The sequence below is a fragment of the Paraburkholderia sp. BR10882 genome, from assembly GCF_040948855.1.
GTDB classification, from domain to species: domain Bacteria; phylum Pseudomonadota; class Gammaproteobacteria; order Burkholderiales; family Burkholderiaceae; genus Paraburkholderia; species Paraburkholderia nodosa_A.
This window is the reverse complement of record NZ_JBFPKP010000003.1, coordinates 473816-487889: the sequence shown is the minus strand read 5'-3', so window position 1 is coordinate 487889 and position 14074 is coordinate 473816. Positions and strand designations below refer to the sequence as shown.

Sequence of the window (14074 nt, the reverse complement as noted above, 5' to 3'; positions counted from 1 at the left end):
ACATGCCGGATATCCGCGCAATGCGGCGCTATCCGGCTAGCGGCAGGGAATCATCATGCAAGAACGAAGTGCTCGGGCGCGCGTTGCGCCATCGGTGTCAGCGGCGGTCATGGAAACGATTGCCGGCGGCAGCCCGCGCCCTTCCGCGCATCCTCCCCGGCGACGCGTCATGTCGCTCCCGCTGCTCGCCACGGTGGCGAGCCTCGCGTGCTCGGCGTGCAGTTCGCTCTACTCCGAAGGCGCGCAAACGGGCGCCGGTATCGCCGGCGCAGCGGTTGCCTCGAAAGTGACGAGCAACGCCGCCGTGGCGACCGGCATCGGCCTTGGCGCCGTGGCCGCGGCGAAGGCCGGCGTGCAGTACTCCGAGCGCGTCGTCCACACCAACACCCAGAACAGCATCGCCCACGCGGCGGGCCCGCTCGCAGTCGGCGCGGTCGCGCCATGGTCGATCACGCACTCGTTCCCGATCGAGGACGACGAACACGGCCGCGTCACGGTGAGCCGCACGATCAGCAGCGGTGCGCTCGACTGCAAGGAGATCGTGTTCTCCGTCGACCACGAGGCCACGAAGGACAAACCCGCCTCGAGCGCGTTCTTCGTCGCATCGGTGTGCCGCGACGGCGACAACTGGAAGTGGGCCTCGGCCGAACCCGCTACCGCCCGGTGGGGTGCGCTGCAATGAACGGCATGAACGCGCGCGCGAAGCGCGTACGGCACGTTGCAACGGAGTCGTCGACGGCTCGCCCCGTGATGCTCATCGCGCTGGCCGCGCTCTGCGCGGGCATCGCGCTCGCGGCGAGCGGCTGCTCGTCGATCGGCGCGGCAAGCGGCGCTGCGGCTGCGGCGGCAACGGGCATCGTCACGGCGAATCCTGCCGTGGGCATCGGCGTAGGCATTGCCGTGCAGGCGGCCACCGACGAAGCCGTCGGCCGCTTCATGAAAAACATGCACGCGGACCAGCAGGCACTGATCGCCGAAACAGCCGGCCGCCTGCCCGTGGGCGGCATGGACCTCTGGCGCATCAAGCACGATTTGCCCGTGGAGAACGGCCACGGCCAGGTGCGCGTGACGCGCGCGTTCGCCAACGCCCTCACGCTGTGCAAGGACTTCGTATTCTCGGTGCAGGACGGCGAGAAAGCCGACGCGCCCGAGCAGTGGTTCACCGCGAGCGCCTGTCAGGACCAGTCGGGCTGGAAGTGGGCCACGGCCGAGCCCGCGGTGGAGCGCTGGGGCACGCTGCAATAGCCTGCCTCATCCGCAAACGAAAAACGGTCGCCGGGTGAACGCACCCCGCGACCGCTTTTAATGCCTGGCGAAAAGCGCGTCGCTCAGGACTCCACGTCTTCGAGGCTGAAGATTTCCGACTGGTCGTTATACGAGAAGATCTCGCCATAACGCCCCCAGTCGATCACGGTGTCGAGCGTTTCTTCCGCCGCGCCATCGGAGAGAAAGTCCTCCAGCTCCTGCTCGAAACGCACGCGCGGCGCGCGATGGCCCGGGCGCTCGTTGAGCACTTTCTTGATGCGCGCCGCGAGCGGCACGTGGCGCAGCAAATGTTCGGCGAACATCATCTTGCGCTCCTGCGTGCCGAACTCCGCGAACACGCGCGCGGGCGGCGTGAGCAGCACGTCGCCTTCGCGCACGTCGGCGAAACCGAGGTTCTGCAGCACTTCCGCGATCGGGAACAGGTCGTCCACTTCCAGATGCAGCGAGCGCGCAATTTCCGGCATGTCGGCGCGGCCGTGATACGGCGCCATCGCGAGCGTTTCGATCAGACCGGCCATCAGGTTGGTCGACACGCGCGGCAGCCAGCTGCCGAGTTCGAGGCCCTTCCTGGTCGTCTCGTCGGTCTGACGCGCGGTCATCTTCGCGTAGATGTCGTCCACGAGCTTGCGGAACGCCGGGTCGAGACGGTTGCGCGGATGTTTGAACGGTACCTTGATCTCGGCCACCACGCGGCCCGGATTCGACGACAACACCAGGATGCGGTCGCACATGAACACCGCTTCTTCGATGTTGTGCGTGACGATCAGCACCGACTTGATCGGCAAGCGGCCTTGCGTCCACAGGTCGAGCAGGTCGGTGCGCAGCGTTTCGGCCGTGAGCACGTCGAGCGCGGAGAACGGCTCGTCCATGAGCATCAGCATCGGGTCGACCACGAGCGCGCGCGCGAAACCCACGCGCTGGCGCATGCCGCCCGAAAGCTCGCGCGGATACGCATTTTCGAAGCCGTCCAGACCGATCAGGTCGATGGCCGCCAGCGCCCGTTCGCGGCGCTCGCCTGCGCCTACGCCCTGCGCTTCGAGGCCCGCTTCCACGTTCTGCAGCACCGTGAGCCACGGGAACAGCGCGAAGGTCTGGAACACCATCGCCACGCCTTCGGCCGGCCCTTCGAGCGGCTTGCCGCGCCAGGTGACGTCGCCGGAGGTCGGCGAGATCAGGCCCGCGATGATGCGCAGCAGCGTGGACTTGCCCGAGCCCGAGCGGCCCAGCAGCCCGACGATCTCGCCCTCGCGCAGCTGGAGGTTGGCGTCGTCGAGCACGAGCAGCTCGCCCTGGTTCTTTTTGAAGCCCCGGCACACGTCCTTCACGTTCAGAATTTCTTCGCCGAGGCGCGGCGGGTTCGGGGCCGTCTGCACATCGCCGTGCGCGGCGCTCAGCGTCTTGGGGTTTTGCATCGCGTTACCTTCGATCATTCGTTGTTCGATCAGTCGTCGATCAGTCGAGCCGCAGACGGGACTCGGCGTACGTGTACAGCGGGCGCCACAAGAGGCGGTTGAACAGCGTGACGAAGAGCGACATCACGGCAATGCCGAGGATGATCTTCGGGTAATCGCCGGCCGCCGTCATCTGCGCGATGTAGGCGCCGAGGCCGTGCGCGACGACCTTCGTGTCGCCCCACTGCACGAACTCCGCGACGATACTCGCGTTCCACGCGCCGCCCGAAGCCGTGATGGCGCCCGTCACGTAGTACGGGAAAATGCCCGGCAGCATGGCCTGACGCCACCACTGCCAGCCACGAATGCGGAAGTTCTTCGCCGCTTCCTTGTAGTCGTTCGGATAGGCGCTGGCCCCCGCGATCACGTTGAACAGGATATACCACTGGGTGCCGAGGACGATTAGCGGCGACAGCCAGATGTCCGGGTTCAGGTGAAAGCGCACGATCACGATTACGAACACCGGGAACAGCAGGTTCGCCGGGAACGCCGCGAGGAACTGCGCGAGCGGCTGCACCTTCTCGGCGAGCGCCGGGCGCAGGCCGATCAGCACGCCGAGCGGCACCCAGATCACCGAAGCGATAGCGATCAGCAAGACCACGCGAAAGAGCGTGATGAAGCCGAGGCCGAGCACGTGCCACACTTCGTCGAGCGTCACACCCGTGCGTACGAAGGTCACCACGCGCCATACGACGAACACGGTCAATGCGATCACGAGCACGGCCCACACGGCGTCGCCAATGCGTGCGCGCAAGCCGGGGCGGCCGCGCGCGACGGGCGCCGCGAACGTCACGTTCGGAAACGACGGCAGCTTGATCGGCATGCGCGCAGCCTTGGCGAAGAGCCAGCCGAGCGGCACGAGCAGTTGATGAATGAGATGGGTGCGGCGAATCAGGTCGAGCAGCCACGATTCGGGCGCGTCGCCCGAGCTCGTGTTCTCCATGCGGAACTTGTCGGCCCACGCGACGAGCGGGCGGAACAGGAACTGGTCGTAGGCGAGAATCACGACGACCATCGCGAGGATCACCCAGCCCACGGCGTGCAGGTTCTTTTCCGCGATCGCCTGGGCCAGATACGCGCCGACACCCGGCAGCGTGATCGTGTTGTTGCCCACCGTGATCGCTTCGGAGGCCACCACGAAGAACCAGCCGCCCGACATCGACATCATCATGTTCCAGATGAGGCCCGGCATCGAGAACGGCACCTCGAGCTTCCAGAAGCGCTGCCATGCGGTCAGATGAAACCCGCGCGAGACTTCATCCAGATCGCGCGGCACCGTGCGCAGCGACTGGTAGAAGCTGAACGTCATGTTCCAGGCCTGGCTCGTGAAGATCGCGAAGATCGCCGCGAGCTCGGCCCCCAGCACGCGCGAGGGAAAGAGCGCGAGAAAGAACGTGACCGTGAACGAGATGTAGCCGAGCACCGGCACCGACTGCAGGATGTCGAGAATCGGCACGAGTACCTGGCCCGCGCGGCGGCTCTTCGCCGCGAGCGTGCCGTAGACGAGCGTGAAGATCAGCGACGCCACCATCGCCGCAAGCATGCGCAGCGTGGTGCGCATGGCGTACTCGGGCAGGTTCGCGGGATCGAGCGAGATGGGCTGCGCCTTCAACGTGGCAATGGGCGCCATCGTTTCGTGAAAGCCCACGGCCGCCATCGCGATCAGGCCGATCATCAGCGGGAACGCCACGAAGTCCCAGCGGTTCGGCAGCACGCGCCACGCCGAGGCGTTGGCCGTGCGGTTCAGGTTGAAGCTGAACTCCATTCAGACGCCCTCCGCGCCGGGTTTCAGAAAGGCGGACGACTTGACGTCCGTGCCGCCGGAAAGGCACTGCACGAGCTGCGGGGATGGCGGATCGACAAAGGCAAGGCGCATGGACTCAGAATTTCGTTGGCGTTGATGACACGGCGACGATGCCGCGGTGGTACGCACCGCCCGCGCCGCAGTTGCGGCTGGCAACTGGCGGGGGGCTTGCCTCGACTGAAACGGCACGACACTACTACAACCTTGATGACACTCACAACCGCGCCCGGCGCGCCTCGAAAGCCAGACCACACGGGCTTTCGCGGCGCTTTCGCCGGCCTTCTGGAGAGCTTCCAGAAGGCGCCGCGCGCGGGATGTGCACGTCATCGTGATGACGCATCGATGACGCCTTGATGACACAACGACGCCGGGGCCGCCTCCGCGCTTGCCTCATTCGCGCCGCCAACGCCAGTGGGCGTCGCTTGCGCGCCACACGCTGGCACGCGCGTGAACCGTTCACGCGAAGCCGCGCCAACCGCGTTTAACGCCCCGGCGACCCCGCTCATCGCCGCGTGTCGCCGTGCTGACGGCATGCGCCTTGCATGTTAGCGGTCCACGCTCTCGCCGCCGCCCGCTCGCGCCGCCTCGCAACGCCGCACTGACGCTTAGATAGCGGGCTCGCCAGCCCCGTTTCGAGGGGTAAAATCGACACGCTCCGTCAGTAGCGCTCCTACGCCCCGGGCGCCGACACCCACGCCTCAATACCACTCACGAACCAGAAGGCCGATGAACAGGAGACTCTTGCGTCAGGCAGCCGGGCCCCTCGGGGTCGTGGTGGTCGCGCTCGTCTGCTGGGCGGCGGCCGGCTGGCTCGCGGACCGCATGGTCCGCCAGGAGTTCGAGGCCGCGCTCGCCGCACAGCGCCAGATGATGCGCTCGGTCGTGGACAACATGGCCGAAGTGATCGCCAGCGACCTCGCCATGTCGCGCGCCATTCCGGCGACGATGGCCGAAACCCGCGTCGTCCAGCAGGCGCTCACTGGGGCCGCGCATTATGCCGCGTCGAGCGATTCGACGGAACTGGCGCGGCGCAAGGAGCTGCAGGGCGTGCCGGCGCTCGCCGGGGTCGACCGCTTCCTCCACGACGCCCAGGGCTTCTCCGGGCTCGATGCAATCTGGCTCGTCAACGCGAACGGCATCTGCATCGCGTCGAGCAATGCGCTCGAAAAAATCTCCTACGTCGGCGTGGACATGCGTCCGCGCGCGTATCTGAACGACACGCTGCTCGGGGCGTTTTCCGAGGCCTACGGCGTGGGCACGGCAAGCGGCGAGCCAGGCATTTTCGTCGCCGCGCCCGCCTATGACGACGGCCTGCTGGTCGGCGCCGTAGTCGCGAAGGTCAGCATCGCGCGGCTGCGCCACTGGGTCACCCGCCCCGGCACCTTCGTCGCGGACAACAATGGCGTCATCATCATGGCCCATGACAGCGCGCTCGAAGGACGCGCACTGCCGGGCTCACACGTCGCCGAAATGAATGCGCTGGACCGCGTGAACACCTATCTGCGCGAGCACTTCGCGCCGCTCGAGCTGCGCTCGGCATCGAAACCCGTGTTGAGCGAAGCGCCGTGGATCCCGCGCGCCGACGCCGCGCAAATGGTCGCCTTGCCGGGCCAGCGCACGCCTGCCCTCTACGAGCAGCGCGGCGGCCTGAACTCCGGGCTCTCGGCGCACCTCGTCGATCCGGTCAATGCGTGGTCCGAGCTGATCGCGAACCATCGGCGCGACCGGCTCCTCATTTTCCTCACGCTCGCGGGCACCGCGGCGCTCGCGGCGGTGATCTCCGTGTCGTGGGTGCGCGAGCGGCGTCTGCACCACGCGAGCCGCGATCTCGCCGGGCAGTTGCAGGCCGCGAACGCCCTGCTCGCCGCCGAGGCGCGCCACGACGCCCTGACCGGCGCGCTCTCGCGGCGCTACTTCCTCGACCTGCTGCGCCGCGAGATCGACACGGCCTACGAGGCAGGCGAACCGCTGTGCATGGCGATTGCCGACCTCGACTACTTCAAGCAGATCAACGACCGCTTCGGCCACCCGGCGGGCGACCGCGCGCTCCAGCATTTCGTGGAGACCTGCCGCGCCGAACTGCGCGCCGACGACGCCGTCGGACGCCTGGGCGGCGAGGAGTTCGGCATCCTGCTGCCCGCGACCTCGCTTGCCACGGGGCTCATGGTGCTCGATCGCCTGCGCGAGCAGGTGAGCAAACGCATTTGCGTGGAATTGCCCGAGGAAGCGAGCGTGAGCGTGAGCATCGGCGTGACCGAACTTGCGGCCGCGCAGGATCAGCCCGAGCGTCTGATGAGCCGCGCCGACCTCGCGCTCTATATGGCGAAGGCGGCCGGGCGCGACCGTTGCGAGGCCATGACGGCCGAAGGCGTCGTGCCGCCGCGCGCCGCGGCGCCGACCTGGTGAGTGCGCAACGAGCTTGCCCAACCCATCACACGAGCGATGTCCGTACCAGGCTGCGGGGCTCGCCCGGCTCAACCGGCGAGGCGCGGTATCATGGGATGAACGGTGCGCGCCAGTCCATACGGTGCGCATGAGTCAAACCGCGTCACTTCGGTGTTCCGCACAAATCTGGAGGCATGCATGAAGGGAAATCTGGTCATTGTCTGCCGCGATCAGGATGCGCTCGCGTTCGACCAGTTGATGGTCGAGTACGGCGCGTTCCAGACGCGCCTGTCATCGACCGCGTGGTACCTGAAACTCGACGCCACGCCCGAGCTGATTCAGGAAGAGATTCTTGCCCGCCTCGGCAAGTACACCACGCACTACATCTTCGAGGCCGACACCGTGACCTACAACACGGTGGACAACGAGGCCGCCGCCGCGCTCGATACGCTCTTTACGGCCTGAGCGGCTGCGCCAAACCTGACCTGGCTGAACCTGGCGTCGCTGTACCGGCGCCTTCGGGCGAGCCCCTCCGGCCATGCCCCGCCCGTTCGCTGAGGGCCTGCGCCAAACCATTCCAGCGCGATTTACCAGATCTGCGCCGCCTCGGTGACGGTGCGCTCCACCACGTCGAACGCAAACGTCATGCGCACCGCGAGCCCGCCGCTCTCGCCGTTGCCGATCGAAAGCTCGCCGCCCGCGCGGCGCACGAGCCGCTCGACGATCGCGAGGCCGAGGCCGCTGTGGCCGTTGCCGCCGCGCGCCGGGTCGAGGCGCACGAACGGCCGGCTCGCCTGCGTCAGCTCCTGGTCGGGGATGCCCTTGCCGTGGTCGCGCACGGTGAGCGAAAAACCCGTCGCGCCGCGCTCGCTCTCGATCACGACAGGCGGTGCGCCGTACGCATGCGCGTTGTCGAGCAGGTTCGAGACCACGCGTTCGAGCGTGGCCGCAGGCAGGCGAAACTCCGGACCCGCACGCAGACGCGTTTCGATCGCAATCGTCTCGCCGCTCGCCGTGCGGTGGTTGCGCGCGATACGCTCGCACTGGTCGTCGACCTCGACGGGCTCGCTGCGATCGGCGCCGTCGTGCGCGAACACGAGGAACTGGTCGACGATATGCGCCATCGACTCGACATCGCGCACCACGCCGTCGCGCACCTTTTGCTCGTCCATCATTTCGGCGCGCAGGCGCAGCCGGGCAAGCGGCGTCTTGAGATCGTGCGCCACGCCCGCCAGCATGACGGCGCGGTCTTTCTCCGTACGCTCGACTTCCTTGACCATCTGGTTAAAGCCCAGCGTGAGCTGACGCAGCTCGCGCGGCCCGCGTTCGGGCACGGGCGGCACAGGCTCGCCGCGGCCAAAGCGCCCCACGGCCTGCGCGAGCGCGCTCAGCGGCTGTTGCAGCATCCACGCGGCCACGAGCGCGGCGACCACAGCGGTGGCGAAAATGGTGATGACCCAAGGCAGAAACTTGTCGAGCGGCCGCATGATCCGCAGCGGCTGGCCCGGCAGCACGATCCAGCGGGCGTCCTGCGGCCCGCGCACCCAGAGCGTGGGCGGCCCGCCGGGCGGCCCGACGCGCACGTCGGTGCCAGGCGGCATGCGTTCGCGCACGTCGTCGATGAAACGGCGCAGCGGCTCGGGCATGCGGTCGGTGACCGGCGGCACGGCGGGACTCGCCGGATCGACGAGTTGCACGCGCGAAGGCAGCGGCTGGTCGGGCTCGCGCTCGACGTGCTGGCGCACCGCGTCGACGAGGAAGGTCGCTTCCTCGACGGCGTAGCGCGTTTGCATCTGATTGTGTTCGACGCGCATGAGCGTGAACCACGCGACATGCGACACCAGTAGAACGCCGATGAAGATGACCGCGAGGCGCCCGAACAGCGAATCAACCGGCTGGCGCATGGTTGCCCTGCTCTCCGTCGGGAACGAACACGTAGCCGCGCCCGCGGACGGTCTGAATGAAGCGCGGCGTGGACGGGTCGCTTTCGAGAATGCGTCGCAGACGCCATACCTGCACGTCGATGCCGCGGTCGGTGCCGTCGTACTCGGGACCGTGCAGCAATTCCAGCAGACGCTCGCGCGTGAGCGTACGCATGGGGTGATTCACGAAAATCTTCAGGAGCGCGAACTCGCTGCCCGACAGCATGATGGGCTTGCCCTCCTGCTGCAGCGTGCGCGACTGGAAGTCGAGCGTGAAGCGGCCGAACGCGTACGGCTCGCGCTGCTCGGGCGCCGCGGCCGAAGGCACCGTGCGGCGCCGGCGCAGCACCGCCTGCACGCGCGCGAGCAGTTCGCGCGGGTTGAACGGCTTGCCGAGGTAGTCGTCCGCGCCCAGTTCGAGGCCGACGATGCGGTCCACGTCGTCCGCGCGCGCCGTCAGCATGATCACGGGGATGTCGTCGCCGGCTGCGCGCAGCTTGCGCAGCGCGGTCAGGCCGTCCACGCCCGGCATCATCAGGTCGAGCACGATCAGGTCCGGGCGCTCGCGCTCGAGCCGCCGCTCCAGCGAGCCGGCGTCGTGCAGCACCGAGACTTCCATGCCTTGGCGCGCGAGATAGTCGCGCAGGAGGTCGCGTAGTTCGAGGTCGTCGTCGACGACAAGGATTTGAGTAGCCATGGGATGAAGTGTAACGCGCGCGCACGGGCCGTTTGCTTACAGCTCTTCCAGCTGGGTTACGAGGTGTTACCGCGAAAGGCGCGTGTAATGTCGCGTAATCTCGGCGCCCCCCCGCGTAACACGCGCTGGCTGCCCGGTCGATACGCTAGGGACACCGGTTGCGAGCGCCACCACTTTCCGAAAGCGCCGCGCCAGACCGGATAAAACCCTCATGGATTTGTCAGGAGCATCACCATGTACAAGACGACTTCGCGCCTTCTCGCCATCGCCGCTGCCTCGCTCGCGCTCACCCTGGGCGCCACCGCCGCCAACGCCCAAACCCCGCCGCCCCCGGGCGGTCCGGGCATGATGCACGGCGCTCCGGGCATGCATGACGGCCCCGGCATGCACGGCGATTTCATGCTCGGCTTCAAGAAGCTGCACGACAAGCTGAACCTGAACGCCGCGCAGGAAAAGCAATGGCAGGCCGCGCTCGACACGATGAAGCAGAACGGTCAAGCCATGCGCAAGAATCATGAGCAGATGAAGCAGCAGTTCGATTCGATGAAGAATCAGCCGATCCTCGACCTGAACGCCATGCACACGGCGCACGAGCAGGTCGAGCAGCAGAACCGGCAGTTGCGCGAGCAAACCACGCAAGCGTGGCTCGCCTTCTACAACGGCCTGAACGACCAGCAGAAGACGACCGTGAGCACGGCGATCAAGGAACGCTTCGCGAAGATGGAGCAGCGCCACGAGCAGATGCGCGAGCGCTGGGAGCAGCACCACAAGGGCGGCGCTTCGGCACCGGCCGCCCAGCAGTAATCGGCACACACGCGCGCGCATTGCGCGACAAAGCGGCGCGACAAAGCGCCGCGGGATTCGCACCCCGCGGCGCTTTTTTTCATGGCGCGGGCGGCCGCTTGCCGCTGCCAGTCAACGGCTCAGGCGAGATCGAACAGCAGCACTTCGGCCGCGGCACCGTTTGCAAGCGCGACGGCCGCCTCGGTCTCGATCATCGCGGCATCGCCGGCTTCGAGGCGTTGGCCATTCACGTCGAGCGCACCGCGCGCCACGTGCAGATAGACGCGCCGCCCGGCAGGCACCGAATACTCGACGCGCTCGTCGCCGTCGACCAGAGCCGCGTAGATCGCGGCATCCGACTGCACGGTCACCGAGCCGTCGCGCCCGTCGGGCGAGGCGACGAGGCGCAGCCGCCCGCGCTTGTCGGCGTCGTCGAAACGCTTCTCCTCGTAGCCGGGCGCCCCGCCCCGCTCACGCGGCAGCAGCCAGATCTGCAGCAGGTGCGCTTGCTCTTCCTTCGAGCCGTTGAACTCGCTGTGCATCACGCCGGTGCCGGCGCTCATGCGCTGCACGTCGCCGGGGCGGATGGTCGAGCCGTTGCCCATGCTGTCGCGGTGGGCGAGCGCGCCGGAAAGCACATAGGTCACGATCTCCATGTCGCGGTGGCCGTGCGCGCCGAAGCCCTGGCCGCCCGCGATGCGGTCGTCGTTGAGCACCCGCAGCGCACCGTAGTGCATGTGCGCTTCGTCGAAATAGTCGGCAAACGAAAAGCTGTGGTACGAGTCGAGCCAGCCGTGGTTGGCATGGCCGCGTTCGTCGGCGCGTCGGATAGTCAGCATGGCAATCTCCGGTCAATCATGTCGATGTCCGAAGGTAAGGGCGGCGGCCCACTTGCACAATCCGCAGCGGCGCACCGCATCGTTTCACCAGCAACATCAATGCGCTGCGCTGCCGACGTCGCCCTGCGTCAGACCCGCACGCCCCCCGGCTTCGGGTAAAATACCGCGCTTTTCGGCCGGCGTGAGCCCTGATGGCCCCGGGGTGGACACCCCGTGGCGATTATCCGCCCCGCCAGCGCGCGCTGCCGCAGGGGCCGGAGTGCGTCGCGCTTTCCGACCCGCATTTTTGATCACCTAGAATGGCGGCCAACGGCCACGAGCCGGTCCGCCTTGCGTCGGCCGCGCGCCCCTACCGCGCCGCGCCGCCCGTATCAGTCGTGCATGGGACGGAGTCAGTGCTAAAAAAAGCACTCGCTCCGGCTCGACAGGAGAATGATGAAGAAGTTTGCAGTGTGCGTGGCGCTCGCCCTGATCGCAGGCAGCGCCGCCGCCAAAGAGTGGAAAACCGTGCGCATCGGCGTGGACGCCAGCTATGCGCCGTTCGAATCCAAAGCGCCGAACGGACAGATCGTCGGCTTCGATGTCGACCTCACGAAAGCCCTGTGCGCGCGCATGAACGTGAAGTGCGTCTGGGTCGAGAACGACCTCGACGGCATCATCCCGGCGCTCAAGGCCCGCAAGTTCGATGCGATCGTGTCGTCGCTGACCATCACGCCGCAGCGCGCCCAGCAGATCGACTACTCCGCGAAGATGTTCGATGCGCCCGCACGCATGCTCGCGCGCACGGGCTCGCCGCTTCTGCCCACGCCGGCTTCGCTCAAGGGCAAGAACGTGGGCGTCGAGCAGGGCTCGACCCAGGAAGCGTACGCAAAGGCGCACTGGGCGCCGCAGGGCGTGAACGTGATCTCGTACCAGAATCAGGATCAGGTCTACCAGGATCTGATCGCCGGGCGCCTCGACGCCACGCTGCAAGACGAGGTCCAGGCGGATTTCGGCTTCCTGAAAACGCCGCGCGGCAAGGGCTTCGCGTGGGCGGGCCCGGAAGTGGAAGACCCGGCGACGATCGGCGACGGCACCGCGATCGGCCTGCGCAAGGACGACGCCGACCTGAAGGCGAAGTTCAACACGGCGCTGGCCGCGATTCACGCCGACGGCACGTTCGACAAGATCGCGAAGCAGTACTTCGACTTCGATATCTACAAAGGCAAGTGAACGGGAAAGCACACGCAGGTAAATAAACAACGAGACACCACCGCTCGCGCCTCGCGCCACGACACATCAAAAGCCCCGGGGGCTCCCCGATAGACCGCCACCGGGCTTCGTATACAGTCACAGGCGCGCTCACGAGCGCAATTGCATCGGCCGCGCGCGACCAGGCTATAAACCGCGCGGCCATGAACGGATTTGAACCGCGGCAGACAGCCGCGCCTTTCGCGGTGTGAGAAACGCATCGTCAAGGACTTGCCCATGTTTCTTCAAGGCTACGGCCCGCTGATCCTCGCCGGCACCTGGCAGACCGTCAAGCTCGCCGTGCTGTCGCTCGCGCTCTCGTTCGTGCTCGGGCTGATCGGCGCGGCGGCCAAGCTCTCCAAAAACCGCGTCGCGCATGGCGCGGGCACGCTCTACACCACGCTCATTCGCGGCGTGCCCGATCTCGTGCTCATGCTGCTGCTCTTCTACAGCATCCAGATCTGGCTGAACAATCTCACCGACATGCTCGGCTGGGATCAGATCGACATCGATCCGTTCCTCGCGGGCGTGGTCGTGCTCGGCTTCATCTACGGCGCGTACTTCACCGAGACGTTCCGCGGTGCGTTCCTCGCCGTGCCGCGCGGCCAGCTCGAAGCGGGCCACGCCTACGGCATGACGGGCTGGCAGGTGTTCACGCGCATCATGTTCCCGCAGATGATGCGCTTCGCACTGCCCGGCATCGGCAACAACTGGCAGGTGCTCTTGAAGTCCACGGCGCTCGTCTCGATCATCGGCCTCGCCGACGTCGTGAAGGCTAGCCAGGACGCCGGCAAGGGCACGCTGCGTTTCTTCTTCTTCACGCTGCTCGCCGGCGCGATCTATCTCGTCATCACCACGGTCTCCAACTTCGTGCTGATGTATCTCGACAAGCGCTACTCCACCGGTGTGCGCAAGGCGGATCTCTGAATCGCGCGAGGCCAAGACCATGCAAGACTTCGTCCAACTGATCCAGCAGTACTGGCGCAACTACCTCTTCTCCGACGGCTACCATTTCAGCGGCGTGGCCATTACGCTGTGGCTGCTCGTCATCTCGATCGGACTCGGCTTCTGCCTCTCGGTGCCGCTCGCCGTGGCGCGCGTGTCGAAGAAGAAGTGGCTCGCCGGGCTCGTGTGGCTCTACACGTACATCTTTCGCGGCACGCCGCTCTACGTGCAGCTGCTGCTGTGCTACACGGGCCTCTACAGCCTCGAGATCGTGCGCAACCACGAACTCACGAGCGCGTTCTTCAGGAGCGGCATGAACTGCACGCTGCTGGCGTTCACGCTCAACACCTGCGCGTATACCACCGAAATCTTCGCGGGCGCGATCAAGGCGACGCCCTACGGCGAGATCGAGGCTGCGCGCGCGTACGGCATGTCGCAATTCACGCTGTACCGCCGCGTGATTCTGCCTTCGGCGTTGCGCCGCGCCCTGCCCTACTACAGCAACGAAGTCATTCTGATGCTGCACGCAACGACCGTGGCCTTCACGGCGACCGTGCCGGACATCCTGAAGATCGCGCGCGACGTGAACTCGGCGACGTATCAGTCGTTCGGCGCATTCGGCATCGCCGCGCTGTTGTACCTGATCATTTCTTTCACGCTCGTGTGGCTGTTCCGCCGCGCAGAGCGCCGCTGGCTCGCGTACCTGCGACCGCAAGGCAAGTGAGCCCGCCAGGGCGTGTTTAAAGGTCAAT

13 protein-coding genes are annotated in these 14074 nt (G+C 66.7%); 8 read left to right on the top strand and 5 right to left on the bottom strand.

What is annotated here, in order from left to right; all coding sequences use genetic code 11:
• The first annotated feature begins 169 nt into the window (after positions 1 to 169).
• Positions 170 to 682: a hypothetical protein gene (locus tag AB3X99_RS11450; protein WP_368616971.1), complete on the top strand. Its 513-nt coding sequence runs from the start codon at positions 170 to 172 to the stop codon at positions 680 to 682.
• Positions 683 to 750: 68 nt separating this feature from the next.
• Complete coding sequence (locus AB3X99_RS11445; RefSeq protein WP_342947991.1) at positions 751 to 1245, top strand: hypothetical protein; 495 nt, start codon at positions 751 to 753, stop codon at positions 1243 to 1245.
• Positions 1246 to 1328: 83 nt separating this feature from the next.
• Here the strand turns inward: AB3X99_RS11445 and AB3X99_RS11440 are convergent, their stop codons facing one another.
• Entirely contained in the window at positions 1329 to 2678 is a 1350-nt protein-coding gene (locus tag AB3X99_RS11440) for an AAA-associated domain-containing protein (protein ID WP_069265506.1), read from the bottom strand.
• Between the two features lie 40 nt (positions 2679 to 2718).
• Positions 2719 to 4482, bottom strand: a complete 1764-nt coding sequence (locus AB3X99_RS11435; RefSeq protein ID WP_069265400.1) for an ABC transporter permease subunit — start codon at positions 4480 to 4482, stop codon at positions 2719 to 2721.
• A gap of 765 nt (positions 4483 to 5247) precedes the next feature.
• Here AB3X99_RS11435 and AB3X99_RS11430 point away from each other — a divergent pair.
• Both AB3X99_RS11430 and AB3X99_RS11425 read left to right on the top strand, forming a co-directional pair.
• Positions 5248 to 6927 (top strand): diguanylate cyclase, encoded by a 1680-nt coding sequence (locus tag AB3X99_RS11430; RefSeq protein ID WP_069265401.1) that lies wholly within the window; start codon positions 5248 to 5250, stop codon positions 6925 to 6927.
• Positions 6928 to 7104: 177 nt separating this feature from the next.
• Complete coding sequence (locus tag AB3X99_RS11425; RefSeq protein WP_028207711.1) at positions 7105 to 7371, top strand: hypothetical protein; 267 nt, start codon at positions 7105 to 7107, stop codon at positions 7369 to 7371.
• Between the two features lie 122 nt (positions 7372 to 7493).
• Here the strand turns inward: AB3X99_RS11425 and AB3X99_RS11420 are convergent, their stop codons facing one another.
• Complete coding sequence (locus tag AB3X99_RS11420) at positions 7494 to 8810, bottom strand: ATP-binding protein (RefSeq protein ID WP_342947894.1); 1317 nt, start codon at positions 8808 to 8810, stop codon at positions 7494 to 7496.
• On the bottom strand, positions 8794 to 9525 hold the full coding sequence (locus AB3X99_RS11415) for a response regulator (RefSeq protein ID WP_028207713.1): 732 nt from the start codon (positions 9523 to 9525) through the stop codon (positions 8794 to 8796). Before AB3X99_RS11415 ends, AB3X99_RS11420 begins: the two co-directional genes overlap by 17 nt.
• A 234-nt stretch (positions 9526 to 9759) precedes the next feature.
• On the opposite strand from AB3X99_RS11415, the gene AB3X99_RS11410 reads away from it, so the two are divergent.
• Entirely contained in the window at positions 9760 to 10329 is a 570-nt protein-coding gene (locus AB3X99_RS11410) for a periplasmic heavy metal sensor (RefSeq protein ID WP_368616970.1), read from the top strand.
• Positions 10330 to 10448: 119 nt separating this feature from the next.
• On the opposite strand, the gene AB3X99_RS11405 is transcribed toward AB3X99_RS11410, so the two are convergent.
• Positions 10449 to 11147, bottom strand: a complete 699-nt coding sequence (locus tag AB3X99_RS11405) for a pirin family protein (RefSeq protein WP_368616969.1) — start codon at positions 11145 to 11147, stop codon at positions 10449 to 10451.
• A 435-nt stretch (positions 11148 to 11582) separates the two neighbouring features.
• Here AB3X99_RS11405 and AB3X99_RS11400 point away from each other — a divergent pair, with 435 nt between their 5' ends.
• The 3 genes from AB3X99_RS11400 (at position 11583) to AB3X99_RS11390 (ending at position 14046) form a co-directional block, all read left to right on the top strand.
• The gene (locus tag AB3X99_RS11400; protein ID WP_368606932.1) at positions 11583 to 12359 is read left to right on the top strand and encodes an ABC transporter substrate-binding protein; all 777 of its coding nucleotides are present in this window, start codon (positions 11583 to 11585) and stop codon (positions 12357 to 12359) included.
• A gap of 255 nt (positions 12360 to 12614) precedes the next feature.
• Complete coding sequence (locus AB3X99_RS11395; protein ID WP_368616968.1) at positions 12615 to 13304, top strand: ABC transporter permease; 690 nt, start codon at positions 12615 to 12617, stop codon at positions 13302 to 13304.
• Positions 13305 to 13323: 19 nt separating this feature from the next.
• Positions 13324 to 14046 carry an ABC transporter permease gene (locus AB3X99_RS11390; protein ID WP_028210520.1) on the top strand — a complete coding sequence of 241 codons (723 nt, stop codon included), beginning with the start codon at positions 13324 to 13326 and terminating at the stop codon, positions 14044 to 14046.
• The last annotated feature ends 28 nt before the right edge of the window (positions 14047 to 14074 follow it).

Coding starts and splice junctions, on each gene's coding strand:
- AB3X99_RS11395 (WP_368616968.1), top strand. CDS start 12,615: ATGTTTCTTCAAGGCTACGGCCCGCTGATCCTCGCCGGCACCTGGCAG.
- AB3X99_RS11400 (WP_368606932.1), top strand. CDS start 11,583: ATGAAGAAGTTTGCAGTGTGCGTGGCGCTCGCCCTGATCGCAGGCAGC.
- AB3X99_RS11410 (WP_368616970.1), top strand. CDS start 9,760: ATGTACAAGACGACTTCGCGCCTTCTCGCCATCGCCGCTGCCTCGCTC.
- AB3X99_RS11445 (WP_342947991.1), top strand. CDS start 751: ATGCTCATCGCGCTGGCCGCGCTCTGCGCGGGCATCGCGCTCGCGGCG.
- AB3X99_RS11440 (WP_069265506.1), bottom strand. CDS start 2,678: ATGCAAAACCCCAAGACGCTGAGCGCCGCGCACGGCGATGTGCAGACG.
- AB3X99_RS11405 (WP_368616969.1), bottom strand. CDS start 11,147: ATGCTGACTATCCGACGCGCCGACGAACGCGGCCATGCCAACCACGGC.
- AB3X99_RS11420 (WP_342947894.1), bottom strand. CDS start 8,810: ATGCGCCAGCCGGTTGATTCGCTGTTCGGGCGCCTCGCGGTCATCTTC.
- AB3X99_RS11450 (WP_368616971.1), top strand. CDS start 170: ATGTCGCTCCCGCTGCTCGCCACGGTGGCGAGCCTCGCGTGCTCGGCG.
- AB3X99_RS11430 (WP_069265401.1), top strand. CDS start 5,248: ATGAACAGGAGACTCTTGCGTCAGGCAGCCGGGCCCCTCGGGGTCGTG.
- AB3X99_RS11390 (WP_028210520.1), top strand. CDS start 13,324: ATGCAAGACTTCGTCCAACTGATCCAGCAGTACTGGCGCAACTACCTC.
- AB3X99_RS11415 (WP_028207713.1), bottom strand. CDS start 9,525: ATGGCTACTCAAATCCTTGTCGTCGACGACGACCTCGAACTACGCGAC.
- AB3X99_RS11435 (WP_069265400.1), bottom strand. CDS start 4,482: ATGGAGTTCAGCTTCAACCTGAACCGCACGGCCAACGCCTCGGCGTGG.
- AB3X99_RS11425 (WP_028207711.1), top strand. CDS start 7,105: ATGAAGGGAAATCTGGTCATTGTCTGCCGCGATCAGGATGCGCTCGCG.